Below are 25,883 nucleotides of genomic sequence, written 5' to 3' on the forward strand. Positions count from 1 at the left end.
AGAAAAAATGAATAACGAACAACAATATTTAGATTTATTAAAATATGTTTTAGATAATGGTCATAAAAAGGACGATCGTACTGGAACGGGAACAATTAGTGTATTTGGCTATCAGGCAAGATTTAACCTTGCTAAGTCCTTTCCACTATTAACAACCAAAAAAGTTCCGTTTGGGCTCATTAAAAGTGAATTATTGTGGTTCTTGCATGGTGACACCAACATCCGTTTCTTGTTACAACATAAAAATCATATTTGGGATGAGTGGGCATTCAAAAAGTATATTGAAAGCAGCGACTATTCAGGCCCAGATATGACAGATTTTGGTCGTCGAAGTCTTGTAGATGAAGAGTTTAATAAGCAATATAAAGAAGAAAAATCGAAGTTTGACGATTTGATTTTGACTGATGATAAATTTTCAAAGCAATATGGTGACCTAGGGTTTGTTTATGGAGCACAATGGAGACACTGGCAGACCCGTGAAGGTGGATTTATCGATCAAATCAAAAACGTGATCGATCAAATCAAAAATACACCTGATTCAAGACGAATGATTGTTAGTGCCTGGAATCCTGAAGATGTACCAACAATGGCGCTACCTCCTTGTCATACAATGTTTCAATTTTACGTAAATGATGGCAAATTATCATGTCAGCTTTACCAAAGAAGTGCTGATTTGTTTTTAGGCGTTCCGTTTAATATTGCTAGTTACGCATTATTGACACATTTAATTGCTAGAGAAACTGGACTAGAAGTCGGTGAATTTGTTCATACATTTGGAGATGCACATATTTACTTAAACCATTTGGATCAAGTAAAAGAACAATTATCAAGAATCCCAAATGAAGGTCCACAGCTGAAAATAAATACAGATAAAAGCATTTTTGACCTAGACGTTAAAGATATAACTCTAGAAGGATATGATCCAAAACCCGCCATTAAGGCTCCTGTGGCAGTTTAAAATAAATGAGGTAATTTAGATGATTGGATTTGTTTGGGCGGAAGATGATTTAGGAAATATTGGTATAAATGGTCACTTACCATGGAAACTTCCCAACGATATGAAACGATTTAAAGACGTCACCACTGGAAATACTATTGTTATGGGAAGAAAAACCTATGAGAGTTTTCCAAATGGTCCTTTGCCAAATCGTAAGAATATTGTTATATCACGTGATTCAAGCTACCGAGTTCAAAAGCCTGCATTATTGGTGAATACTAAACAACAGTTGCTTGATATGATTACACCTGATGAACAAGTTATGATAATTGGCGGTAAAACTATTTTTGAAATGTTCAAAGATAATGTTGATACTTTGTTTGTCACCAAAATTCATCATAGCTTTGACGGTGACACCAAAATGATTGAGATAAACTATAATGAATTTAAATTAATCGAAAAAAAAGAAGGCATTATGGACGATAAGAATATCTATCCATATACCTTCGAAACTTTCAAACGTTTAACCAACGTATAAATATACTGAGAAAAACATGAGTGCTGTTCCTAACATGACAAAGATATGCCATATTACGTGAACAAATCGCATGTTTTTTACTAAGTAGACACATGCTCCAAGAGTAAAAGCAATACCACCAAAGATAAGCAGCCAAGTTCCGACTGCGCCAATGGCGTGAAATAAAGGCTTCATTGCAATAATGATTGCCCAACCCATTAAGACATAAAGCAATGTTTCAAAATATTTGAAACGACCCACATTGAAGATTTTATAAAGAATTCCACCAATTGCTAACGCCCAGATGATTGATAATAATGTAATCGCAAATGGTGTGCTTTTGAGTGCGACTAGGCAATATGGTGTATAAGTTCCAGCAATCATTAAGAAAATGGAACTATGATCAAATATTTGGAAAACGCCTTTTGCTTTTGTAAAATATAAGCTATGAAATAAGGTTGAACTTAAATATAAGAAAAACAATGTAAATGCATAAATGGAGAATGCTGTAATTGTTAAGGGGTCACCAGTTTTAGCACCCTTAATTAATAGAAATACTGCAGCGAATACTGCCAGGATTATTCCAATACCATGAGTAACGGCGCTGAATATTTCATTCAGTATTAAATACGTCCGCGAAAACTTTGTGGTTTGCGAATTTTTTGTTACTTCATTTTTGCTCAAAATGTAAACCAACTTTCAAATTGTTTAAGTACAGTATAATACTTATCGTAAAGTTAATACATTATTACTAAATCTGGTATAATTTAAACAATTAGATTAAGGAAACCCTATGAAAGAGGGAGAATATGAGCAAGGTTAAAATTATCACTGATTCTTCAGTTCAGTTAACTGAAGAGGAAATTAAAGAAAACAATATTGGTATTGTTCCTTTGACTATCGAGATCGATGGTAATACATACACTGATGGTGTTGATATTTCAAGAGAAGAATTCGTTAAGAAGATGGACAGTTCCAAAGAATTACCTAAGACTTCCCAACCATCAATTGGTACGTTTATGGAAGTTGTTGATGCTGTTCCTGATGACTACACAGATATTTTGTCATTAAACATGACTGAGGCAATTAGTGGGACGATAAATGCTGCACGCCAAATTAGTGACATGACTGATAGAAATTTTGAAGCAATTGATACCGAATATACTGATCGTGCATTAGCATTTCAAGTGCTTGAAGCAGCTAAGTTAGCAAAAGAGGGCAAATCAGTTGACGAAATTAAGTCAGCAATTAATAATATTCGTGATCACACCTATTTGTATATGGGAGTGACGAGTATTGAAAATATTTTGCGTGGCGGTCGCTTGAGTCGATTTGCCGGAACATTATCAACACTTCTGAATTTAAATTTAGTTTTGGTTTTGAAAAACAACAGTTTAGACGTAGTAAAACGTGGCCGTGGTCGTAAAACAATCGAAAAATATATGAAGAACGTTATGGCTGAGGTTAAAGAATTAAAAAACATTAAAGCAATTGGCATCTCGTATGTTGATAATATGGATTATGTTAATGAATTGAAGGCTCAACTTGAAGAAATTGTACCTGATGTTCCACTACTCATTAGAGTGACAAGTCCGGTTATTGCTACTCACGCTGGTTCGGGTGCATTTGCCATTGAATTTTATACCGCATAAAGCTGATGTTTAACATCAGCTTTTTTTGAAAGTTGGATTAATTATGAAGAAGAAAACAGTTTGGATCATTTCAACGATAGTTATTTTATTGTTGGTAGTTGCCGGGGGAGGTTACTATTTTGTAAAAACCCACAGTGAATCTGTCCAAACCACCCAAGAAAAAGACACTACCACAAAAAAAGTTAAGAAAATCAGCATTAAAAAGAAAGTTGTACCCAAGAAAAAAGATATTAGCATCGTCGCCATTGGTGATTCATTAACGGAAGGTATTGGCGATTCCAAGTCAGTTGGTGGAGGTTATGTTACTCGACTAAAAAAAGAAGTTGGTTCAAAATATAAAGTTAAGGCAACCTCAGCAAATTTTGGTGTTTCTGGAAATACAAGTAGCCAAATTATTGACCGAATATCTTTTGATCAAAAAATCCATAAAGCCTTGCCCGATGCAGACATTATTACCGTTACCGTCGGTGGAAATGATTTTATGCATCTGCTAAAGAAAAAAGGCATGGATTTAACAGGAAAAGATATTGCTACAGAACAACAAGCTTTTGATCAAAGACTCGGAGTCTTATTAGCAGATATCAGACATTATAATGCTTCAGCACCAATTTATTTAATTGGAATATATAATCCCTTTAGTATTTATTTATCTAATGTCAAAGATGCTCAAACTGCCTTTGTCAATTGGGGGAAGGGCTCTGCTCAAGTTGCCAGTTCCGTCAATGATACTTACTATGTTGACATTAATAACCTATATCAAACTAATTATGCAGATAAAAAGGCACAAAAGACGGGTATCAATCCCTACCTATCAAATGATGACCATTTTCACCCAAATGCAAAGGGTTATGATATGATGACTGCTAAAGTTTTTGATGAGATACAAAATACCAAGAAAGAATGGTTATATAAGTAATATATGAAAAAGAAAAATTATTGGATGTACGCTTTTATTGTTTTATTTGCATTAATTATTGTTTTTACTGGTTTTATCGGTGCCAAAATATTCTCTGCACCAAATGAGACTTATAAAGTCACTTCTAAAATTGAGGATAAAGATCAAAAGGTATTCACTGTTAACATGAATAAGAAGCAGGCAAATGAAATGTCTGCCTACTATTTGGAACACACCTTAAATAATGGTAAAGCTGAATATCAATTTAATTTGAAAAAGGACGCGGTTTTGTCTGGTCAAATTGGATTTTTAGGATCAAAGATTCATTTTGATCTGGAAATGGAACCTTATGCAAAAACCAATGGGGATGTACTTTTAAAAGCAAAAAAAATTAAAGTTGGAGCTTTATCGCTACCAATCAAATTTGTAATGAACTATGCTAAAAATAGTTTTAAAATTCCTACTTGGGTTGACGTAAACAGTAAGGATAAAACAATCCTCTTGAAGTTTACAAAGTTTACAACCAAAGAAGGATATAGTATCAGAGCTAGACAATTAGATTTGAAGCACGATAAATTAGTTTTTGATGTCATGAACAAGAAAATGACGGATAATGAAGATAAATAGAGGTACGAAATGAGAAGGAGCTTTTACCAATTTCTGATGACACTTCGAAATCCTGAAAGTGTAGAACCCGAGGCAGAGTTTGCTAATAACGCCTTTCGTGATCAATCATTTCCAAAGCAAGAAGAGGATTACGAAAAATTATCAGAATACTTAGAATTAAATGCTGGATACTTGCCAGCGATGACAATTTTTGACGAAGCGTATGCTAAATATAAAGACACAGACAGAAAATAGGTGATAAGTATGGTCCTACAATGGTATCCCGGTCATATGAACAAGGCCAAAAACCAAGTTCAAGAACGTTTGAAAGTAGTCGACATCGTGCTAGAAATCGTCGATGCAAGGCTACCATATTCATCAAGAAATCCAATTTTGGAACAAATTATTAATCAGAAAAAACATATTATTATTTTGAATAAAGCTGATTTGGCTGATCCTAAGCTGACCAATGATTGGATCTTGAACTATAAGCAAGAAGGTACCGCATCAATTGAATCCGATGCCAAACATAATAAATTGGCAAAGTTGAATTCACTAATCAGATCTGAGCTTGCTGATAAAATTGATAAATATGAACGTAATGGCGTGAAAAATTATCAAATTAAAGCAATGTGTGTTGGAATTCCTAATGTCGGTAAATCAACAATTTTAAATAAAATGGTTGGTAAGAATGTTGCTGTTACTGGTAACAAACCAGGAGTTACTAAAAATCAAAATTGGTTAAAGACTAACTATGGTATTGATTTACTCGATACTCCCGGTATTTTATGGCCAAAAATCACTGATCCCAAGGTAGGAATGAAATTAGCATTGTCAGGTGCAATCAAAGATAAAATTTATCCGCCAGATGATGTGGCAATTTTTGCATTGAACTTTTTACAGACGAATTATTTGGACAGAATTATGTCTGTCTATGATCTGGATAAGTCGGATGTAAATAATCATACAACTGCAGAATTGTTGATGAATTTGACTAAAAAATTTGGATATAAAGAAGACTATGATCGCGCTGCACGACGCGTAATCATGGATGTACGTAATTTGAAATTTGGAAGAATTACCTTTGATATTCCTGGAGAGTTTTATGAAGAATAGTTTGACTGTTAATGATGTCAAAGATATTTTGAGATCTCATCCCTCAGAATCAGAGTTGGAATCTTTGAAAAGCGATTCGAGAAAAGGTGTCCAAAAGTTACTTGGACAATATTACAAAGCTAAAGAAAAACAAGCCTTGTTGCTTGAAAAATTTGAACTTAAGGAACGTCTTGAATTGCCTTTCTGGGATCGCAATTTATTTGTTGCAGGTGTCGACGAGGTCGGACGTGGACCATTAGCAGGTCCAGTTGTCACAGCAGCTGTGGTTTTGCCCCATGATAATACGTTGTATGAGGTGGATGATTCAAAAAAACTCAGCAGTCAAAAACGCAGTGAATTGTATCGCCAAATTTGTTCTCAAGCTATTGATATCAGTGTTGCTGTTGGATCTCCACACCTAATTGATAAAGAAAATATTTATCATGCAACTGAATTAGTAATGGGCGATGCAATTAATAATTTGTACCTGAAACCAGATCATATTTTAGTTGATGCAATGACTATACCAGTTGATATTCCTCAAACTAAATTGATTAAAGGTGATTCAAAATCTTTGTCAATTGGGGCAGCTAGTATTGTTGCTAAAGTTGCCAGAGATAGGTTGATGATGGAGTATGATCGGTTATATCCAGAATTTGGGTTTGCACATAATGATGGATATGGTACGAAGGAACACTTACAAGCATTAGAAAAATTTGGAAAAACACCGATTCATCGTGAAAGCTTTTCACCAGTGAAAGATATTTTAAAGTCATATTAACTACCACTTGCGTAATTTATTTTACGAGGTGGTTTTTTTATGGGAAAAATGCATGACTTTTTGATTCGTTGTCGGATGACACAGATGGTTTCAAATAAACACTTATTACATATTATTAAGCTTTCTTTTTCGAGCCCAAATATAGAATCTGCAGGACTAGCATATTTGCATCGAGAGCTGGAACCAGAGAAATTTAACCAGTTTCTTCTATTATTAAGCAAAGCAGATAGCTCAAACATTTTAGCAATAAATTATTTGGATGATTATTACCCAGAACAATTGCGAAATATTTATAATCCGCCGGCAATTCTGTTTTATCGTGGAAATAAAAATTTGCTTTTAACTTCATGTTTGGCTATTGTTGGTTCTAGGAATGCAACTAGTTATAGTCATGGCTGTGTTCAAGGACTAGTTCCAAAGTTAGTAGACCGATACACAATCGTGAGTGGTTTAGCCAGAGGAGTCGATTCATGGGCTCATATGGCAGCCTTAAATAATTCAGGTAAAACAATTGCTGTAATTGGTAGCTCATTGGAAATTTCTTATCCTAAAGAAAATCAGCAATTACAGAATACGATTGGCCAACAAGGATTGCTTCTGAGTGAATATCCGCCCGGGAGTAAAATTAATCGTTGGCATTTTCCACAGAGGAATCGTATAATTGCTGGACTTTGTCAGAAAGTTGTTGTTACTGAGGCTAAGTTACGTAGTGGTGCGTTAATTACTGCTGAATTAGCACTGGATTCCAATCGTGACGTTTATGCTATTCCTGGTCGAATTGATTCAAGTCCGTCTGCTGGATGTAATAAACTCATACAAGAAGGTGCAATTCCGTTAATTAATTTTAATGAAATTTAGCAAACGCTTTCGAAAATATCAAATTAAATGTATTATTTGATTGACAAAACAAAAATTCATATTTAATATTAGTTCAGTTTTTTAATTGAACTTTAGTTATTCAGAAAGGAGCACGTCTACGTGCCAACATCAAAAAATCTGGTGATTGTTGAGTCACCATCTAAAGCAAAAACTATCGAGAAATATCTTGGTAGAAATTATCACGTTGTCGCAAGTTTAGGTCACGTGCGTGATCTACCAAAGAGTCAAATGGGTGTCGATGTTGACCACAATTATGAACCAAAATATATTTCAATTCGTGGTAAAGGCCCTGTTATTAAAGATTTAAAAAAAGAAGCAAAGAAAGCTAAAAGAGTTTATCTCGCAGCCGATCCGGATCGTGAAGGCGAGGCAATTGCCTGGCATGTTTCCCATTTACTTGGATTAGATGTAGATGGAAAGAACCGAGTTGTCTTTAACGAAATTACTAAAGATACTGTAAAACAAGCTTTTAAGAGTCCAAGAAGTATTGATATGAACCTTGTCGATGCACAACAAGCAAGACGTGTATTGGACAGATTAGTTGGTTATTCAATTTCTCCTATTTTATGGGCAAAAGTTAAAAAGGGATTGAGTGCTGGTCGTGTGCAATCAATCGCTTTGAAGTTAGTTATCGAACGTGAGAATTCAATTAAGAAATTCGTTCCAGAAGAATATTGGACGATTGAATCAACATTCAAACATAAGAAGAGTAAGTTTAAGGCCAACTTTTATGGTGTAAATCATAAAAAGGTTGAGCTCAAAAATAATGATAAAGTTCAAGAGATCTTAGGACAGATCGATAAGAAAGATGATTTCGATGTCGAGAAAGTTACTAAGAAGGAACGTAAAAGATTCCCTGCTGCACCTTTTACAACTAGTTCATTACAACAAGAAGCCAACCGTAAGCTTAATTTTAAAACTAGAAAAACTATGATGATTGCCCAACAGTTATATGAAGGAATTAACCTTGGTCGTAAAGAAGGAACTGTTGGTTTAATCACTTATATGCGTACTGATTCAAAACGTATTTCAAAAATTGCACAAGCAGAAGCATCTAAGTTCATCCATGAAGAATATGGCGAACCATTTGCAGCTGTAAAGATGAGAAACGATAAGAACCAAGAAGGTGCACAAGATGCCCATGAAGCTATCCGTCCATCTTCTGTTTACCGCACTCCTAAATCATTGAAAGAGATTTTGAGTCGTGATCAATATCGTTTGTATGACTTGATATGGTCAAGATTCACAGCAAGTCAAATGACACCTGCTGTGTTCGACACTATGACAGTTGATATTACTCAAAATAATGTAATGTTCCGTGCTAACGGATCAAAATTGAAGTTTGAAGGTTATCAAAAGGTTTATCAAAGTACTGCTGAAAATGGCAAGAAGGATAATATTTTACCTGACATTAACGAGGGTGATAAGGTTCAACTTCAATCAAATGATCCATCACAACATTTCACTCAGCCACCAGCACGTTACACTGAAGCTTCATTAGTTAAAGCTTTGGAAGAAAACGGTGTTGGCCGTCCATCAACTTATGCACCAACAATTGATACAATTCAAAGACGTTATTACGTCAAATTGAATGGTAAAAGTTTTGAGCCAACTGAACTCGGTGGAATTGTTGATAATCTAATTCAAGACTACTTCCCTGATATCGTTAACGTTGATTTCACGGCCAATCTTGAGGATGAACTTGATCATATCGAAGAGGGTAAAGAAGACTGGGTCAAAGTTGTTGATCGCTACTATCGTCCATTTGAAAAAGAACTCAAGTCTGCTGAAGATACCATTGAAAAAGTCCAAATTAAAGATGAACCTGCGGGAATCGATTGTGATATTTGTGGGGCACCAATGGTAATCAAGCTTGGTAGATATGGTAAATTTTATGCATGTTCACGTTTCCCAGATTGTCGTAATACTAAGCCAATCGTTAAGGAAATTGGTGTTACATGTCCCGTATGTAAAAAAGGCCAAGTTATCGAAAGAAAATCAAAGAAGAATCGTATCTTCTATGGTTGTTCTAGATATCCTGACTGTGACTTTGTATCATGGGATAAGCCAATTGGCAGAAATTGTCCTAAGGACCAACATTATTTGGTTGAAAAGAAGGTCAAGGGTGGCCGTCAAGTCATCTGTCCTAATGGAGACTACGAAGAAGCAGTTCAAAAATAATGATTGAACAAGATTTGGTAGACAAGTTTGTCGATTATTTAGTTGTTAATCGGCATTATTCTGATGATACAAAGAAATCATATTTAGAGGATATAAAGAATTTCATCGAATCCCTGAATGAAAATGGCGGGTTCCAAGGTTTTACTCCTGTAGACCGATTTGATGTTGAGACTTACTTAACATTTATGGATGAAAAAAAATATTCTGATGATACGATTGCTCGACGTATTTCATCATTACGTTCGTTTTATAATTTTCTAGTGAGAAATAATTTTGTAAAAAATAATCCATTCGAACTAGTTCAATTGAGACGAAAAGGAAGAAAACTACCACGATTCTTTTATGAAAAAGAGATGGAACAACTATTTGAAGCTGTAAAAGGCGATGATCTCCTTTCACAAAGGAACTCAGCTTTGTTAGAATTGTTATATGCGACAGGGATGCGTGTCAGTGAATGTGCAAATCTGACAATTTCGCAATTGGACTTTAATAATGGAATTGTTTTGATTCACGGTAAAGGTGATAAGGACCGCTACGTTCCGTTTGGAGAGTATTCACAATCGGCTCTACGCAAGTACTTAGATGACGCTAGGATGAAAATAATGACAAAGTATGAAGAACAACATGACTTTGTATTTATTAATAATCATGGTAAGCAAATTACCAGTCGTGGGATTGAATATATTCTGGACAAGATTATTAAGAAAACTAGTCTGACAGCCGATATTCATCCGCATATGATTCGACATACTTTTGCCACTCATTTGTTGGATAATGGAGCTGATTTGAGAACTGTACAAGAAATGTTAGGTCACTCAAGTTTATCGACAACACAAATCTATACGCATGTAACAATGGAACATTTACAAAAAGACTATAAAAAATATTTTCCAAGATAGAGAGGATATACTTTTATGACAACTATTTTAGCTGTAAAGCATAACGGAAAGACTGCAATTGCTGGTGACGGACAAGTCACTCTTAGTGAAAAATTCATTATGAAGGGTTCTGCTCACAAAATCAGACGTATCTTTGATGATCAAGTCATTATCGGATTCGCTGGTGGTGTCGCTGATGCTATGACACTTCAAGATTGGCTTGAAAAGAAGTTAAAAGCTTATTCAGGTAATTTGAAGCGTGCTGCTGTTGAATTGGCGCAAGATTGGAGAAAAGATCCACAACTTCAAAAACTTGAAGCAATGTTAATTGCCTTGGATAAAGATAATGTTTTGTTAATTTCAGGTAGTGGTGAAGTTATCGAACCTGATGAAGATGTTATTTCAATCGGTTCAGGTGGTAACTTTGCTCAAGCAGCTGCAGTTGCTATGCAAAGACATGCTAAGGATATGACTGCTGAAGAAATTGCACGTGAGGGTGTAAGTATTGCTTCAGGAATCGATATTTTTACAAACCAAAATATCATTACAGACAAATTCTAGAGGAGATTCATAGATGGATAACTTAACTCCAAAACAAATAGTTGAACAATTAGACAAATTTATTATTGGACAAGACGAGGCTAAAAAATCTGTTGCGATTGCTTTGTACAACCGCTATCGTCGTATGCAAGTTCCTGATAAGATGCAACAAGAAATCACTCCTAAAAACCTATTAATGATTGGACCTACTGGTGTTGGTAAAACTGAAATTGCCAGAAGATTAGCAAAAATCGTTAAGGCACCTTTTGTAAAAGTTGAAGCTACTAAATTTACAGAAGTTGGTTATGTAGGCCGTGATGTTGAGTCAATGGTTCGTGACTTGGTTGATGTTGCTGTAACCATGGAAGAAAAGGAAAAATTTGACGAAATCAGACCAGAGGTTAGCCGTAAAGTTGACAAAAAATTAGTTAAATTACTTGTTCCCGCAATTAAAAAAGAACAAAAACAAGAAAATGGCATGAACGATTTTATGTCAATGTTAACCAACATGGGTAACTCAAGTAATTTGGGTGACATGTTAAGACCTGGTACACAAGCTGGTAATGATGACCCTGATGAAGGTCGTGACGTTACTGATGATGTTGCCAATAAACGATTAAGTGTTAAAGAACAACTTGATCAAGGACTTCTTGAAGACAAGGAAGTTACTATCCAAGTTGAGGAATCACGCAAAGCTAATCCTATGAATGACCAAATGGCAAACATGGGTATTGATATGAGTAGTATGATGGATTCAATCATTCCAAAGAAAATGATTTCTCGAACACTTCCTGTTAAAGACGCTCGTGAAGCATTGATTCAAGAAGAATCAGCTAAACGTGTTGATCATGATGAAATTTATCAAGCAGCTATCGAAAAGACTGAAAATAAAGGAATTATCTTTATTGATGAGTTTGATAAAATTACTGCTGGTGATAAGAAGACATCTGGTGAGGTTTCACGTGAAGGTGTTCAACGTGACATTTTGCCTATTGTTGAAGGTTCTCAGATCAATACTAAATATGGTGCTGTTCGTACAGACCATATTCTATTCATTGGTTCTGGTGCTTTCGCTGAGAGTAAACCAAGTGATTTGATTGCTGAACTTCAAGGTCGTTTCCCAATTCGAGTTGAACTTAAGGACTTAACTGAAGATGACTTTATTCAAATCCTTACAAAACCTGATAATGCTTTAACTAAACAATACGTGGCTTTAACTAAGGCTGATGGCATTAACTTAGTATTTACTAAAGAAGCCGTTGAAGAAATTGCTAAAGTGGCATTTGATTTGAATAATACTAATCAAAATATTGGTGCAAGAAGACTATCAACAGTACTAGAAAAACTCTTAGCCGATATTTTATTTGAAGGTCCAGATATGCAAATGGGAGACATTACAATTACACGTGAATATGTTAAGGAACAAGTCGGTAAGATTGTTTCTGATACTGATCTTTCACGCTATATCCTATAGAGGTGAAAAACATGGAAGTCTATTCGATTCAGAATGATTTTTTAAGTATAAAAGTAAAATCATCCGGTGCAGAGATTATTAGTATTCAGAATCAAGCTAATCAAGAACTTATTTGGCAAGCTGATCCTGAAGTGTGGAATCGACACGCACCAGTACTCTTTCCAATTGTGGGTAGACTTAATGGAGATCATTATTATTACAATGATCAAAAATTTCAAATGTCTCAACACGGATTTGCTCGTGATAAAGACTTTGAAATTGAGTCTCAAACTGATAGTAAACTCATTTTGAGTTTAGAAGATGATCAAGAGTCATACTCAGTTTATCCATTTCACTTCAAACTTCAGGTAATTTATCAATTGGTGAAGGATACATTACAAGTTAGTTATATTGTTAAAAATAAAGATTCGGAGCAGACAATGTATTTTGCTGTTGGTGCTCATCCTGGATTTGCAGTTCCTTTTGTAAAGGGACTGTCTTACGAAGATTTTAAAGTTAGTCTAACTCCTAAAGCTGCTCGCTCTAGAATTAGTTTAAAAGATGCTAATATTGATCTGAGCCAAGAAAAAAGGGTGGATAATCAAGATTTTAATTTAACCCATGAAGAATTTGTGGACGATGCGATTATTTACAGTCTTAGTGAACCAACAGTCATCACTATCAGTAGCGATAAAACTGATCATAAGATCAATTTAGATACGGGTAACGCAAAGTTTGTTGGTATCTGGTCTCAGTATCCTACTCAAGGCGATTTTGTTTGTATTGAGCCCTGGTGGGGTATTGCGGACAAAATCGATACTGACCATCAATTAACTACTAAATACGGAATCAATACACTTGATCCTGAAGATAAGTTTGAAGCTTACTACAGTATTTCATTTAAATAGCAAAATAAAAAAACGACCTTAATGGTCGTTTTTATTTTGAGATTTATTTTTCTGTTGACGCTGATATGCCAAACCAATTGAAACCAAATTCTCTTTACCCTTCAGTAATCGTTTGATATTAGGGATGTGTTTGACATAAATAATTATTGTTACCACACAGGCAACTGACGTTAATATCCAATCATGTAAGAAGAGTGAAGCAAGTGTAAAGACAACTATGGTTATTAAACTTGCGACACTGACCATACTGGTTAGATAAACTATAAGTGCAAAACAAGCAAAGCAAACTAAGAAAAGTATTGGACTGTAAGCTAATAAAATTCCGGCACTAGTTGCAACTGCTTTTCCACCTTTGAATTTTAGAAAGATAGAAAATACATGCCCAATGACTGCGAATAAACCTACAAACAACATCCAAGGACGATCTAAACCAATGAATATCGGTAAGAATGCTCCTAATGTTCCCTTAAGAATATCCGCAAATAGTACTCCAGTACCAGCGATTGGTCCAAAAACTCGATAGGCATTGGTTGTACCAACATTACCACTACCGAAGTCAAAAATATTTTTGCGGAAGAAAACTTTTCCCACAATGTATGCCGTAGGGAATGAACCAATCAGGTATGCTAGAATTATACAGATGAAGAGTTTAGCTAAAAACATATGATCACGCTCTCATTCTAATTTTATCTAAGTATAGGTCCTTTGAACTATTTTAACCATTACTATTGTTAATAATAACTGTTTTTTGATTAAAAATTTAGATAATTGTGAATCATTACCAAAAATTAGATTTCTTTTTGAACATATGTTTGCTTTACTTTTGAATATCCATGATATAATTAACAACTGTTATCAAGCTAATTTAAAAAAGGAATGATTTAAATGCCTAAATCATCATATGATGATTCTTCGATTCAAATCCTTGAAGGATTAGAAGCTGTTCGTAAACGTCCAGGTATGTACATTGGTTCAACCGATACTCGTGGACTACACCACTTGGTTTATGAAATTGTCGACAATGCTGTCGATGAAGCTCTATCTGGATTTGGTAAGGAAATAAATGTATCAATTAATCATGATGGAAGTATTACTGTTGTCGACCACGGTCGTGGTATGCCAACGGGGATGCATTCATCTGGAAAACCAACGATTGAAGTTATCTTAACTGTACTTCACGCTGGTGGTAAATTCTCCGAAAATAGTTACAAGACATCTGGTGGACTACATGGTGTTGGTTCTTCAGTTGTAAATGCTTTATCCGAATGGATGACTGTCCGTGTTGTTCGTGATGGAAAAGTTTACGAAGAAAGATTTGAAAAAGGTGGCCATCCAGTTGGAACACTTAAGATGACTGGAAAGACTAAAGAATCTAGTGGTACTACTATTAGTTTCAAGCCTGATTCAACAATTTTTCAAACTACAAAATTCAATTTTGACACACTTGCTGAAAGATTACGTGAGTCAGCTTTCTTACTCAAGGGAGTTAAATTCACAATTACTGACAAGCGAGGAGAAGAACCTCGTGAAGAAATATTCCATTATGAAGATGGTATTCAGTCATTCGTTAAGTACTTGAATGAGGATAAAGATACTCTTGGAAATATTTTTTACATTGAGGGTGACAATTCTCAAATTGAGATTGAATTTTCTGGTCAATACAATGATGGATATTCTGAGAATATTATCTCGTTCGTTAATAATGTTCGTACTGCTGATGGTGGTACTCATGAAGCCGGAATGAAGTCTGGATTGACTAAGGCTTTCAATGATTATGCTCGTAAAGTTGGTCTTTTAAAGGAAAATAGTAAGAATCTTGAAGGTAGCGATGTCCGAGAGGGACTTTCTGCGATCATTTCAGTTCGGATACCTGAGGAGATACTTCAATTTGAAGGTCAGACGAAGGGTAAACTTGGCACTCCTCAAGCACGTGCGGCTGTTGATCAGCTTGTATATGAGCAGATGAGCTTTTATTTGATGGAGAATGGGGAACAGGCCCAAACATTAGTTAAAAAGGCTCTAAAGGCGCGTGAGGCACGTAATGCAGCACGTAAAGCTAGAGAATCTACTCGTAATGGTAAGAAAAACAAGAAAACAGATGGCCTACTATCTGGTAAACTAACGCCAGCTCAATCAAAAGACGCCAAGAAAAATGAAATTTTCTTAGTCGAGGGTGATTCTGCCGGTGGTTCAGCAAAGCAAGGACGAGATCGTAAGTTCCAAGCAATTCTTCCATTGCGTGGTAAAGTATTAAATACTCAAAAAGCTAAACTAGAAGATATTTATAAAAACGAAGAAATTAATACAATGATCTATACAATTGGTGCCGGTGTCGGTGCTGATTTTAAATTGGAAGACCGGAATTATGACAAAGTTATTATTATGACCGATGCTGATGATGATGGATCGCATATCCAAATCTTGCTATTAACATTTTTCTACAGATATATGCGTCCATTGGTGGAATCTGGACATGTTTATATTGCTTTACCACCACTTTACAAAGTTCAAAAGGGACGTGGTGCTAAAACCAAAATTGAATATTGTTGGACTCCTGATGAATTGGCAAAGACTATCAAAAAAGTTGGTAAGGGTTACGACTTGCAACGTTTTAAAGGTCTTGGTGAAATGAATGCTGATCAATTATGGCAAACAACTATGGATCCAGAAACAAGAATTTTAATTCGTGTAAATATTGATGATGCTGCTCTTGCAGAACGTCGTGTTACAACACTGATGGGTGATAAAGTTAAGCCTAGACGTGACTGGATTGAAAAAAATGTCCGCTTCAATGGTACTGAAGAGGGCGACAACATTTTGGAAAAAGTCGATGATACTGATCATATGGACAGCAAAATTGTTGATGATTTATTGAATAAGGAATAGGTGATAAATATTGGCTAAAAATTCTCCTAAAATTCAAGACATCCCATTAGAAAAAATTATGGGTGATCGTTTTGAGAGATATTCAAAGTCTATTATTCAGGAAAGAGCTCTACCTGATATACGTGACGGATTAAAACCTGTACAGCGAAGAATTTTATATTCAATGTACTTAGATGGAAATACTTATGACAAGGGATTCAGAAAATCGGCTAAAGGTGTCGGTAATGTCATGGGTAACTTCCATCCGCACGGTGACTCATCAATTTATGAAGCTATGGTCAGACTTTCTCAAGATTGGAAATTGCGTGCACCTTTAATTGAAATGCACGGTAACAATGGTTCAATGGATGGGGATCCCCCAGCTGCCATGCGTTATACTGAAGCTCGTCTAAGTAAAATTTCCGCTGAAATGTTGCGTGATATTAACAAGGACACTGTCGACGAAGAATGGAACTTTGATGATACTGAAAAAGAACCTAAGGTATTACCAGCTAGATTTCCAAATTTGTTAGTCAATGGTGCTACAGGTATTTCTGCGGGGTATGCTACCGAGATTCCACCACATAATTTGGGTGAAGTTATTGAAGCAACCATTAAATTGATTGATGATCCAGATGCAACACTTGATGATTTAATGAAAATCGTTAAGGGTCCTGATTTTCCAACTGGTGGAATTCTTCAAGGTGCGAGTGGCATTCGTGAAGCTTATGAAACCGGTCGTGGGAAAGTTTTTGTTAAATCAAAGACTTCTATTCAAGAGCTTCGTGGACACAAACAGCAAATCGTTATTACGGAAATTCCCTACGAAGTTAATAAAGCTGTTTTAGTTAAAAAGATGGATGACGTTCGTGTTCTTAAAAAAGTTGATGGTATCGCTGAAGTTCGTGACGAAAGTGATCGTCAAGGATTGTCAATTGTTGTTGAGTTAAAGCGAGATGTTGATGCTCAAGGTATTTTGAATTACTTACTTAAAAATACCGATCTTCAAATTTCTTATAACTTTAACATGGTTGCTATTGCAGACATGCGTCCACAACAAGTTGGTTTAGTTAAAATGTTGACTGAATATGTAAAACATCAAGAAGATGTTGTTTTACGTCGTTCAAAATTTGATTTGGATAAAGCTAAGAAGCGCCTGCACATTGTTGAAGGTTTAATCAAAGCTTTATCAATACTTGATAAGGTTATCAAAACTATCCGTGCAAGTAAGAACAAATCTGATGCTAAAAATAATTTGGTTAAAGAATATCAATTCACTGAGCCTCAAGCTGAAGCTATCGTCTCGTTACAACTTTATCGTTTGACTAATACCGATGTAACAGAATTAGAAAAAGAAAACAGCGAATTAACTGCATTAATCAGCAAGTTGAATAAGATTATCAATAATCATTCAACTTTGATGAGTGTAATTAAAAAAGAGCTTCAAGAAGTGCAAAAAAACTATTCTGATGCTCGTAGAACTAAAATTGAAGCAAAGGTTGATGACATCAAAGTCGATACTAAAGTTATGGTTGCCAGTGAAGATGTTCATGTGTTAGTCAGTCATGATGGATATGTTAAGAGAAGTAGTCAAAGATCTTTTGCCGCTTCTGATCCAGGTGACAACGGACTTAAGGATGAAGATTATCCGATTCTTGATGTTGAAGCTAATACTTTAAACCACTTATTTATCTTTACCGATAAAGGAAATCTGATTTATCGTCAGATTTTTGAATTGGAAGATAGTCGATGGAAAGATACTGGTTCTCATTTATCTCAAGAAGTTGGTTTAGGAACCGATGAATCAGTCTTAAAAGCCTTTATCTTTGAAGATTTAAAGCAAACTGGAACATTCTTAACCGGAACCAATGGTAACTATGTTAAGCAGATTGATTTTCAAGATTTGCTTCCTGGACGTACGTACAAGTCCAGAGCCAGCCGATTTATCAAACTTAAGGATGATGATACAACTGTATTAGACGTAGCTTATATTTCACCTGAAGAGGCTGATAATAAATTAGTTTATGTCTTTACAGAACATTCATATGCTTCAGCATTTCCGATTAGTGAAGTGCCAGTCGTTGGTAGTAAGGCTGTCGGTGTTAAATTTGTAAGTTTAAAGGCTGATGATAAAATAGCTGGATACTTTATTGCTGACAAGGATAGTAAATCAGATAAAATTGCAATTTTGACTCAACGTGGATCATATAAGCAAATGAAATTATCTGAGATACCAGCAACAAGCCGTGCAAGACGTGGAGTGTTAACTCTACGTGAACTTAAACGGGAGCCACACCGTATTTTGTTAGTAACTAAGACCAATGCATCAACTGAATTGCATGTAATCACTGATCAAAATAATGATATTTCAATTGATTTCTCCGCTCATAATGACGCGGATAGATATTCAAATGGATCATTTATTTTAGACCCTTCAACTGATGGAAACCCAATCAGATTTGAAATAATCAATATTAATAATTAAGGAAAGCTATAATTTTTTTATTATATATAGTATTATTACTTCAATGGTTAGTTTTGATTGGTAAAGGGAGTGATCTTTATGTTAGATGAAGATGCAAGACGAGTATTTAGTTCAAAAGCACTAAATTATTTTGATGAGCTTTCAAAAAATATGAGTTATACGAAGACGGCCCAATCGTTGGGTATAACTCAACCTGCATTAACTCAGCAGATTAAAAAAATTGAGAAGGTCGTCGGAGCACCGCTGTTTTATAGCGTTGGTAAAAAAATTTATTTGACGGATGCTGGAACAATTCTACTTGATGCAACTCATCAAATTTTTGATGCAATTAATACCGTCACCGACCAAATCCAACAAAAATCTTCCGATAGTACTGGAACTATTAGTATCGGGATTTTGGCTGCGGTTGAATCAAAGGTTATTGAAGATTTTATAGTTGAGTTTAATCGTATTAATCCTAACGTCGAAATTGATTTGATGCTTTTGACGCGAAGTGAGATATGGGATGAAATTCAAAATAATAAAATAGATATTGCCATCATGTATTTGCCCGATAACATTATCAAAAATTGGAAATCTTATAAGTCAAAGAAGATTATTAATGATACGATAATGTTGGTACATAATGATGAAAAAATTGCCAAAAAGGGTAAAGCAACTTATAAAGAAGCTATTGTAAATCCATGGGTTTCATATTTGCGTGGATATTACTTCACCGATTTGATGATTGAAAAATTCAAAAATTCGTTGGTCGATGCGCCAAAAGTTGTTGCACGATTCTCATCACCATATCAGTTGTTGAAGTTTGTTCAAGATTCTGAAGGTGTCAATACAGGACTACCAATGAGTTTCTGTATTGCCCATGAAGATATTTTCAAATTTTATCAAACTCCACTGGAACCTGTAATTTCAAGTGAATTAACTTTTGTATATCGTGATGATAAGGATAAAATTCCTCGAATCAAACAATTTTTCAACGAGTGGGATAGTTTCATTGATAAGAAGAGCTATACCGATAGACTAAAATCTTAATTTGGAAAAGGAGTATTTAAGTAATGGCACAAGAAAAACAATTAGTAGTTGGACACAAAAATCCTGATACAGATGCTGTTGTTGCAGCAATTGCATTTTCACACTTTCAAAATGAGATGGGTATGAACACTGAACCCGTTGCTCAAGGTGAACCCAACAAAGAAACAAAGTTTGTATTCGATAAATTTGATTACAAATATCCTAGAATTACTACTGTTGCCGACACAGACAAGGTTATGTTAGTAGATCACAACGAGGATCAACAAAGTTTCGACAACATTCATGATGTTGAAGTAACTTATGTGATCGATCACCACAGAATTGCTAACTTTAACACAAACTTGCCATTGTACTACCGTGCAGAACCACTTGGCTGCACAAGTACAATTTTGTGGAAAATGTATAACGAAGAGAAAGTTGAAGTTCCTGGTAACATTGCCGGATTAATGGCCTCAGCAATTATCTCTGATACATTATTACTTAAATCACCAACTACTACTGATGAAGATAAGGCTGCTTTGAAGAGCCTATCAGAAACAGCTGGAATTGATTACCAATCATGGGGCATGGAAATGCTTAAGGCTGGTACTGACTTGGATGATAAGTCAACACAAGACTTGATTGACATGGATGCCAAGAGTTTTGATATGAATGGTAAATCAGTTCGTATTGCTCAAGTAAATACTGTTGATGTTGATCACACTCTCGAAAGAGAAGCTGATTTTGTAAAAGATATTACTAACGAGAATAGTAGTAATGGCTACAATTTGTTTGTCTTGTTAATTACTAACATCATGACTAGTGACACAACAGGTATCATCATTGGTGATGACGACGCTATTGCAACTTTTGAAAGTGCCTTAAATACTAAGGTTTCAGACAACAAGGCAGCATTGCCTGGTGTCGTTTCACGTAAGAAGCAAATCGTTCCTCCATTGAACGAAAAGTTTTAGTAAAACCAGTCGAAAGTTTTACTAAATTGTTAAACGTTTACATTGAATTTGAGAAATCTGTTTAGTATAATCTATATATCATTAAAACTGCTGGTGGTTTTTTGAAACCCCAGCAGTTTTAATTTTTTTATGACTTTTATCGAATAAAGGGGATATACTATGAGCATTACAAACTTATTGATTGGCTTATGTCCAATGATTGGTTGGGGAGTTTTCCCAGTGCTTACTGGTTACTTTGGTGGTAAACCAGTAAATCAAATAATAGGTGCTACTTACGGAACTTTAATTGGTGCGATTGTTGTTGCCTTAGTGATGAGAACACCGATCGTAGGTGGAAAGGAATTTCTATTTACGTTCTTATCAGGTGCCGGTTGGGCATTTGGACAAATTTTCGTTTTTTATGCATTTACCGAAATGGGTGTTTCAAGAACTATGCCCGTTTCAACTGGTTTCCAGTTGATTGGTGCCTCACTTTGGGGCGTGTTCGTCCTTGGTGAATGGGCTTCACCTCATGCAAAAATGCTTGGATTCTTCGCTATTTTCTTGATTATCTTGGGTGTATATTTAACAACTTATACTCAACACAAATCAAAATCAGCCGGTGGATCAACTGCGTTGAAGGGTGTTTTGCTTGTTTTAGTTGCTGAATCTGGTTACTTAGCATATTCAGCATTTCCTCAAGCTGTTCCACAAGTTAGTGGATTTGAAGCATTTCTACCTCAAGCATTAGGTATGGCGACTGTTGCTACAATTTTTGCGCTAGCAACAAAGAGTAATCGTGCATCGCGTCCATACAGAACTAGAAGTTCTTATACTAATATCATTGCTGGTTTCTTCTTTGCATTTGCCGCACTGACATATTTAATCTCAGCTCAAAAATCAGTTAATGGTTTAGCTACTGGATTTACACTTTCACAAATGAACGTTATTCTAGCAACTCTTGGTGGAATTTATGTTCTACATGAAAGAAAAACAAGCAAAGAAATGTTTGCAGTCCTTAGTGGTCTTGCATTAGTTGTAATTGCTGGTGTTATAACAGCAACTCTATAAACATGAACATAAATCAAAGACATCGAAAGATGTCTTTTTTGCTATCAAAAAAGCCAGCAGATTACGCAATCTGTTGGCTCTTTACTTCTATCCAATAATGTGGGGGATCTCAACATCAAATATTAGTGATGAGTCTAATATTTTTAAAGAATAAGAGATCTAAGGAGTGTCAAATAGGGAAATCACCAATACCTATCTGACATCTTTATAGTAATTCGTAGTTTAAATGTTGTTAAACTTTATGCATATTTATTTATCTTTATATTGGCGACGCTTTGGAACAATATAATTATTAATATAGTTATTAATGTTTTCAAGTGAATTAGTGAATAAGAGGTTGTTTTTAGACTTTTCATCTAAAAAACCATCATTTACCATTTGGTTATACATCATAAGAAGCGGATCGTAGTAATGATTCACATTGAAGTATATACAAGGATTGTCGTTTTCACCTATTCGTGTCCATGAGAACGCATCTGACATCTCTTCCAATGTTCCGGGACCACCTGGAAGTGCAATGCTTGCTATTGAGTTTTTGAGCATCAATTCTTTTCGAATATCGATTGTGTCTACAATATCAACTTTATTTATTTTCTGATGCGTGAGTTCTCGTCCAGCAAGGTCTTTAGTAATGATGCCATGCACATAGCCACCATCATCAAGGACAGTATTAGCAATCGTACCCATCAAGCCAAGGCGACCACCACCGTAAGTTAATCCATAACCATGTTTAACAATCCAATGTCCTAATTCAACTGCAGCATCAGTATAAATATGTTTGTTACCTGATGAAGCACCGCAGTATACAGCAATATTTTCCATAAGTTCACTCACTCTCTTGTTATTGTCAATCATAATACTTTTAAAATAAAACGGTATAAAAAAAACAATATCCGAGGATATTGTCTAAAGGTTATTGAACAATTGTTGTTCTAGAAGCAATAAGTTGACCATTGGAATATCTAATTTTTGCGTTACCATTATTTCCAATGATTTTACTGCTAGATGCTAATTGACTTAATTGAGCTTGACTCATACCGTCAACTGTAAAGAAAATACTTTGAGTGTATGTGCCTGCTTTGAGTGTGTGTGGAAGGGTATTGATCTCTGTTTTTTTACCATCAATATAAACATTACTTACTGGAGAAATTTTTGTAGCTTTGTATGTTGCTCCTGTATCTTTGTCCGTAATACTAAAAGTTGGTAGGGCAAAGGTATTTTGAAAGATACTTGGTGTTACAGATGATAAGTAAGTTGTAGAATCGTTGTAATCAACGTCAAGTTCGCTCATTGGTGCAGGAACATTAACAGTGATTGGTAATTCTTTTAATACTTGACCACTATTATAAATATTTAATACTTGTAATTTAAGATTTGCAGTACCACCATTGGCTTTCAAGTCAGGAACAACTGTAGATGCAAATGCTGCAAAATTATCATCGGCTGGGCTTAAACGATATTCGAAATATTTAGTCAAATAGTTATTTCGGGCAGAATATGCATAAGCGAGGTTAGATGAACCTAGCCAAGTCGTCATATCTTTTGATAAGAATTGATCATAAGTACGCCAGTATCCGTCTGTCTCTGAAGGTAGGTCATAACTTTGGATTGTTAAATTAGTTTGAATTCCATCGAGGTAGTTATTAACATAATCCATTGGTAACATTTGATTAGTGTCGGAAGTATCAGAAACTGTTGCAGCTTTTGAATTTGAAACAGAAATTGAGCCAATTGCAATTAATGAAATACCAACTGCTAAGACAAGTTTTTTGAGTAGTTTATTTTTGAACATTCGGACGTACTCCTTTTGGGTAATTAATAATATTATTATAATTCAATCGAAACGAAATTTCTTTGTCTGTAAACAAATCTTATTGTTTTGAAATACAAATGTATTATTCTCCTGTGAAATTTGTTTCACGAAGGAGACGACGATAATAGAGTAATGAAGCAGAGTCCATGTTGTTTATAAAATTCAATTGCGACTTCGAGGGTGATTTGTTAGTCAACAATAATAAAATATAAGTCGTGTAAAGTTTTTTGGGGGACAAATCTAATTTCGTGCAATCACTATCGGATTTGATATCTCGATGTAGGGCAGACACACTCAACAGCGGTGACTTTGCTCCTTTATTTCGACTCAAGAATAAGTCCTTGGTATTCCAATACGTTTGCCAAGGTAAAATAAATTCGTGGTATTCATCCAAAAACTTTTTTTCATTATCGTCGAAATTAAGTTTGTTGAACGTGAGATAAAAGTTTTCACTTAATGCATCCTGGTAGGTGAAGCCTTTAGAGATAATCAATATTAATAATCTGGTATAAATGTGAAGTCCAATATTATTTATGTATGATTCTAAATTTAAAAATACTTCTACTGGAAAACTTTCTTGTGTTGGGACAGTTAAACTATTAATTTCCATTGTTGGAAATTCTTTGTTTTTACCAATGGAAAATAAATACTTGAAGTAGATATTTAGATTGCTAAGAATTTTATTGATGGTACTGGGACTAAGGTGTAGTGAATTAATCAGAAAATCCTTATATTCGGTTACATCAGCAGAATGGATATCAGAAACTTTTTCTGACAATTTAAAGTCAGAATTATTTTCAACAAGATAATTAAAGAAGTCATCGAGAGATTTATTGTATTCTTCTTTGGCACGCGCAGATATTCGACGGGTATTCAAATATGCTTTGAATCCTTCGTAGTATGGTATTTTTTTCATAATCTTTCCTAACTATGATTTAATAGTTATATTTTAGAGAACTAGACATATTTCTTCAAATTAATAAAAAAGCAATATCCTAATGGATATTGCAATATAAGTTATTATTTTTGAATTTCAGCGGTTTGGACTACGTCACCGGCAGAAACATTTTTTTGTCTAACATCAGATAAACTTTTTACTTTGTCCATGTTTGAAACAATTACAATAACAGTTGTTTCTTTGTTTGACTGAGTTATTTTGTCCAAATCCATACTGGCAATTTGTTGACCAGCCGTAAGTGATTGACCTTCTTTCACGGTAACATCGAAAGGTTCACCATTCAATTCAACTGTATCCAAACCAAGATGAAGCATGATTTCCAATCCTTCTTTGGATTCAATCATCATTGCATGTTTAGTAGGAAAGACGGATGATACGGTTCCCTCAACAGGAGAGACAACTGTTCCATCATTAGGCTCGACTGCAAAACCATCTCCCATCATTTTTTTAGAAAAGACATCGTCTTTTACTTGATCGAGAGGAATTAGTTGACCATCAATTGGTGCAAACAAGTTTTCCTGCTTATTCTTTCTTGAAAATAATCCCATAATTTATCCCTTTCCGAATTTTTCGTGAATATATTCTTGTGATGTTTTAATAGCTTTAGCGTTTTCTTGGTAGTTTATCGAGAAATAATTGTAATAGAGTAAATCAATCGTATAAAGTTGCGAGATGAGTGATGTAGTTGCGGCACTTCGCAAATGAATATTTTCAGTATTGCCGTCAGTCGCCAAAACGATTGTTGATAATTTAGAAAGTGAGCTTGGCCTATCTTGAGTGATAGATATCAGCGGGATATTAATTTCGTTAGTTAATTTGGCAATTTTTAAAACTTCTTGTGTCTCACCAGAATTTGAAATTAATATTACTGCAGTATTTTCAGATTTCGACAACAGAAGAGTAGTTAATAAGTGTGGATTTTCTGATAAAATAACAGTTTTTCCAATTCTCATAAATTTCTGCTGCAGATCTTCAGCCGCAATCATTGAAGCACCAATTCCAAAGACGACAATCTTATCTGTTCTTTCAAAAATTGAGACTGACTTTTTGATTGAGTCTTCAGATAACGATTTACCCGTGTTGTTCAAACTTTGATTTATTCTGAATGATAATTTTCTTTTTAGACTATCAATAGTGTCATCTGGAGCTAATTCTTTGTAAAGGTTCGATTCGATCCCAGATTCTGCCGAAAGTTGCAGCTTGAGCTGTGAGAATCCGCCATCTCCACAAAATTTTTGACTGAAGCGAACTATTGATGCCGGACTAGTGGGTATCTTTGTTGCTAATTCTTGGACACTATCTTTAATGACATAATGAGGATAATTTAAAATATAATCTGCAATGTTTTGCTCAGTTTTTGTAAATGAGTTTTGTGATTGCTTTATATTCAAAATCAAACTTTCCA

26 protein-coding genes are annotated in these 25,883 nt (G+C 34.9%); 19 read left to right on the forward strand and 7 right to left on the reverse strand.

What is annotated here, in order from left to right; genetic code table 11:
• The first annotated feature begins 7 nt into the window (after window positions 1-7).
• On the forward strand, window positions 8-958 hold the full coding sequence (locus ABM34_RS02495; RefSeq protein ID WP_048702998.1) for a thymidylate synthase: 951 nt from the start codon (window positions 8-10) through the stop codon (window positions 956-958).
• A 19-nt stretch (window positions 959-977) separates the two neighbouring features.
• Window positions 978-1,475, forward strand: coding sequence for a dihydrofolate reductase (locus tag ABM34_RS02500; protein WP_048703001.1), 498 nt, complete (start codon window positions 978-980; stop codon window positions 1,473-1,475).
• On the opposite strand, the gene trhA is transcribed toward ABM34_RS02500, so the two are convergent.
• Window positions 1,461-2,138, reverse strand: a complete 678-nt coding sequence (gene trhA / locus ABM34_RS02505) for a PAQR family membrane homeostasis protein TrhA (RefSeq protein ID WP_048703003.1) — start codon at window positions 2,136-2,138, stop codon at window positions 1,461-1,463. The two genes, ABM34_RS02500 and trhA, sit on opposite strands and share 15 nt — an antisense overlap.
• A 125-nt stretch (window positions 2,139-2,263) precedes the next feature.
• Between trhA and ABM34_RS02510 the strand changes: the two genes are divergently transcribed.
• The 12 genes from ABM34_RS02510 to ABM34_RS02565 all read left to right on the forward strand — a co-directional run bounded on the left by ABM34_RS02510 (window position 2,264) and on the right by ABM34_RS02565 (window position 13,322).
• Window positions 2,264-3,106: a DegV family protein gene (locus ABM34_RS02510; protein ID WP_048703006.1), complete on the forward strand. Its 843-nt coding sequence runs from the start codon at window positions 2,264-2,266 to the stop codon at window positions 3,104-3,106.
• A 43-nt stretch (window positions 3,107-3,149) separates the two neighbouring features.
• The gene (locus ABM34_RS02515; RefSeq protein ID WP_048703008.1) at window positions 3,150-4,022 is read left to right on the forward strand and encodes a DUF459 domain-containing protein; all 873 of its coding nucleotides are present in this window, start codon (window positions 3,150-3,152) and stop codon (window positions 4,020-4,022) included.
• A 3-nt stretch (window positions 4,023-4,025) separates the two neighbouring features.
• On the forward strand, window positions 4,026-4,628 hold the full coding sequence (locus ABM34_RS02520; protein ID WP_048703010.1) for a YpmS family protein: 603 nt from the start codon (window positions 4,026-4,028) through the stop codon (window positions 4,626-4,628).
• 9 nt (window positions 4,629-4,637) lie between these two features.
• Entirely contained in the window at window positions 4,638-4,862 is a 225-nt protein-coding gene (locus ABM34_RS02525) for a YozE family protein (RefSeq protein WP_048703011.1), read from the forward strand.
• A 9-nt stretch (window positions 4,863-4,871) separates the two neighbouring features.
• On the forward strand, window positions 4,872-5,723 hold the full coding sequence (ylqF, locus tag ABM34_RS02530) for a ribosome biogenesis GTPase YlqF (protein ID WP_048703014.1): 852 nt from the start codon (window positions 4,872-4,874) through the stop codon (window positions 5,721-5,723).
• Window positions 5,713-6,483 (forward strand): ribonuclease HII, encoded by a 771-nt coding sequence (locus ABM34_RS02535; RefSeq protein ID WP_232298617.1) that lies wholly within the window; start codon window positions 5,713-5,715, stop codon window positions 6,481-6,483. The genes ylqF and ABM34_RS02535 overlap by 11 nt, the downstream gene beginning before the upstream one ends.
• A gap of 39 nt (window positions 6,484-6,522) precedes the next feature.
• Window positions 6,523-7,341 carry a DNA-processing protein DprA gene (dprA, locus tag ABM34_RS02540; protein ID WP_048703017.1) on the forward strand — a complete coding sequence of 273 codons (819 nt, stop codon included), beginning with the start codon at window positions 6,523-6,525 and terminating at the stop codon, window positions 7,339-7,341.
• Window positions 7,342-7,461: 120 nt separating this feature from the next.
• Entirely contained in the window at window positions 7,462-9,543 is a 2,082-nt protein-coding gene (gene topA, locus ABM34_RS02545) for a type I DNA topoisomerase (protein WP_048703020.1), read from the forward strand.
• Complete coding sequence (gene xerC / locus ABM34_RS02550) at window positions 9,543-10,442, forward strand: tyrosine recombinase XerC (RefSeq protein WP_048703022.1); 900 nt, start codon at window positions 9,543-9,545, stop codon at window positions 10,440-10,442. The genes topA and xerC overlap by 1 nt, the downstream gene beginning before the upstream one ends.
• Window positions 10,443-10,457: 15 nt before the next feature.
• The gene (gene hslV / locus ABM34_RS02555) at window positions 10,458-10,982 is read left to right on the forward strand and encodes an HslVU peptidase proteolytic subunit (RefSeq protein WP_048703025.1); all 525 of its coding nucleotides are present in this window, start codon (window positions 10,458-10,460) and stop codon (window positions 10,980-10,982) included.
• Window positions 10,983-10,995: 13 nt separating this feature from the next.
• Window positions 10,996-12,435 (forward strand): ATP-dependent protease ATPase subunit HslU, encoded by a 1,440-nt coding sequence (gene hslU, locus ABM34_RS02560; protein ID WP_048703026.1) that lies wholly within the window; start codon window positions 10,996-10,998, stop codon window positions 12,433-12,435.
• An 11-nt stretch (window positions 12,436-12,446) separates the two neighbouring features.
• A complete protein-coding gene (locus ABM34_RS02565) occupies window positions 12,447-13,322 on the forward strand; it encodes an aldose 1-epimerase family protein (protein ID WP_048703028.1) in 876 nt (291 codons plus the stop codon).
• Window positions 13,323-13,340: 18 nt separating this feature from the next.
• Here the strand turns inward: ABM34_RS02565 and plsY are convergent, their stop codons facing one another.
• Window positions 13,341-13,985, reverse strand: coding sequence for a glycerol-3-phosphate 1-O-acyltransferase PlsY (gene plsY, locus ABM34_RS02570; protein ID WP_048703031.1), 645 nt, complete (start codon window positions 13,983-13,985; stop codon window positions 13,341-13,343).
• A gap of 222 nt (window positions 13,986-14,207) precedes the next feature.
• Here plsY and parE point away from each other — a divergent pair, with 222 nt between their 5' ends.
• The 5 genes from parE (at window position 14,208) to rbsU (ending at window position 21,707) form a co-directional block, all read left to right on the forward strand.
• Window positions 14,208-16,208 (forward strand): DNA topoisomerase IV subunit B, encoded by a 2,001-nt coding sequence (parE, locus tag ABM34_RS02575; protein WP_048703034.1) that lies wholly within the window; start codon window positions 14,208-14,210, stop codon window positions 16,206-16,208.
• Between the two features lie 10 nt (window positions 16,209-16,218).
• Complete coding sequence (gene parC, locus ABM34_RS02580) at window positions 16,219-18,672, forward strand: DNA topoisomerase IV subunit A (protein WP_083988251.1); 2,454 nt, start codon at window positions 16,219-16,221, stop codon at window positions 18,670-18,672.
• Between the two features lie 78 nt (window positions 18,673-18,750).
• On the forward strand, window positions 18,751-19,704 hold the full coding sequence (locus ABM34_RS02585) for a LysR family transcriptional regulator (protein WP_048703035.1): 954 nt from the start codon (window positions 18,751-18,753) through the stop codon (window positions 19,702-19,704).
• Window positions 19,705-19,727: 23 nt separating this feature from the next.
• Window positions 19,728-20,657, forward strand: a complete 930-nt coding sequence (locus ABM34_RS02590; RefSeq protein ID WP_048703037.1) for a manganese-dependent inorganic pyrophosphatase — start codon at window positions 19,728-19,730, stop codon at window positions 20,655-20,657.
• A 159-nt stretch (window positions 20,658-20,816) separates the two neighbouring features.
• Entirely contained in the window at window positions 20,817-21,707 is an 891-nt protein-coding gene (rbsU, locus tag ABM34_RS02595; protein WP_048703039.1) for a ribose/proton symporter RbsU, read from the forward strand.
• Window positions 21,708-21,956: 249 nt separating this feature from the next.
• Here the strand turns inward: rbsU and ABM34_RS02600 are convergent, their stop codons facing one another.
• The 5 genes from ABM34_RS02600 to ABM34_RS02620 all read right to left on the reverse strand — a co-directional run bounded on the left by ABM34_RS02600 (window position 21,957) and on the right by ABM34_RS02620 (window position 25,869).
• Window positions 21,957-22,529, reverse strand: a complete 573-nt coding sequence (locus tag ABM34_RS02600; protein WP_048703040.1) for an LOG family protein — start codon at window positions 22,527-22,529, stop codon at window positions 21,957-21,959.
• A 91-nt stretch (window positions 22,530-22,620) separates the two neighbouring features.
• Window positions 22,621-23,499 (reverse strand): hypothetical protein, encoded by an 879-nt coding sequence (locus ABM34_RS02605; protein WP_048703042.1) that lies wholly within the window; start codon window positions 23,497-23,499, stop codon window positions 22,621-22,623.
• A gap of 103 nt (window positions 23,500-23,602) precedes the next feature.
• Window positions 23,603-24,436 (reverse strand): phage integrase N-terminal SAM-like domain-containing protein, encoded by an 834-nt coding sequence (locus tag ABM34_RS02610; RefSeq protein ID WP_048703044.1) that lies wholly within the window; start codon window positions 24,434-24,436, stop codon window positions 23,603-23,605.
• Window positions 24,437-24,540: 104 nt separating this feature from the next.
• Window positions 24,541-25,026 (reverse strand): PTS sugar transporter subunit IIA, encoded by a 486-nt coding sequence (locus ABM34_RS02615; protein ID WP_048703047.1) that lies wholly within the window; start codon window positions 25,024-25,026, stop codon window positions 24,541-24,543.
• A gap of 3 nt (window positions 25,027-25,029) precedes the next feature.
• The gene (locus ABM34_RS02620; protein WP_232298618.1) at window positions 25,030-25,869 is read right to left on the reverse strand and encodes a MurR/RpiR family transcriptional regulator; all 840 of its coding nucleotides are present in this window, start codon (window positions 25,867-25,869) and stop codon (window positions 25,030-25,032) included.
• Window positions 25,870-25,883 lie beyond the last annotated feature (14 nt).

Origin of the sequence: Companilactobacillus ginsenosidimutans, from assembly GCF_001050475.1 — a bacterium.
Classification (GTDB): Bacteria; Bacillota; Bacilli; order Lactobacillales; family Lactobacillaceae; genus Companilactobacillus; species Companilactobacillus ginsenosidimutans.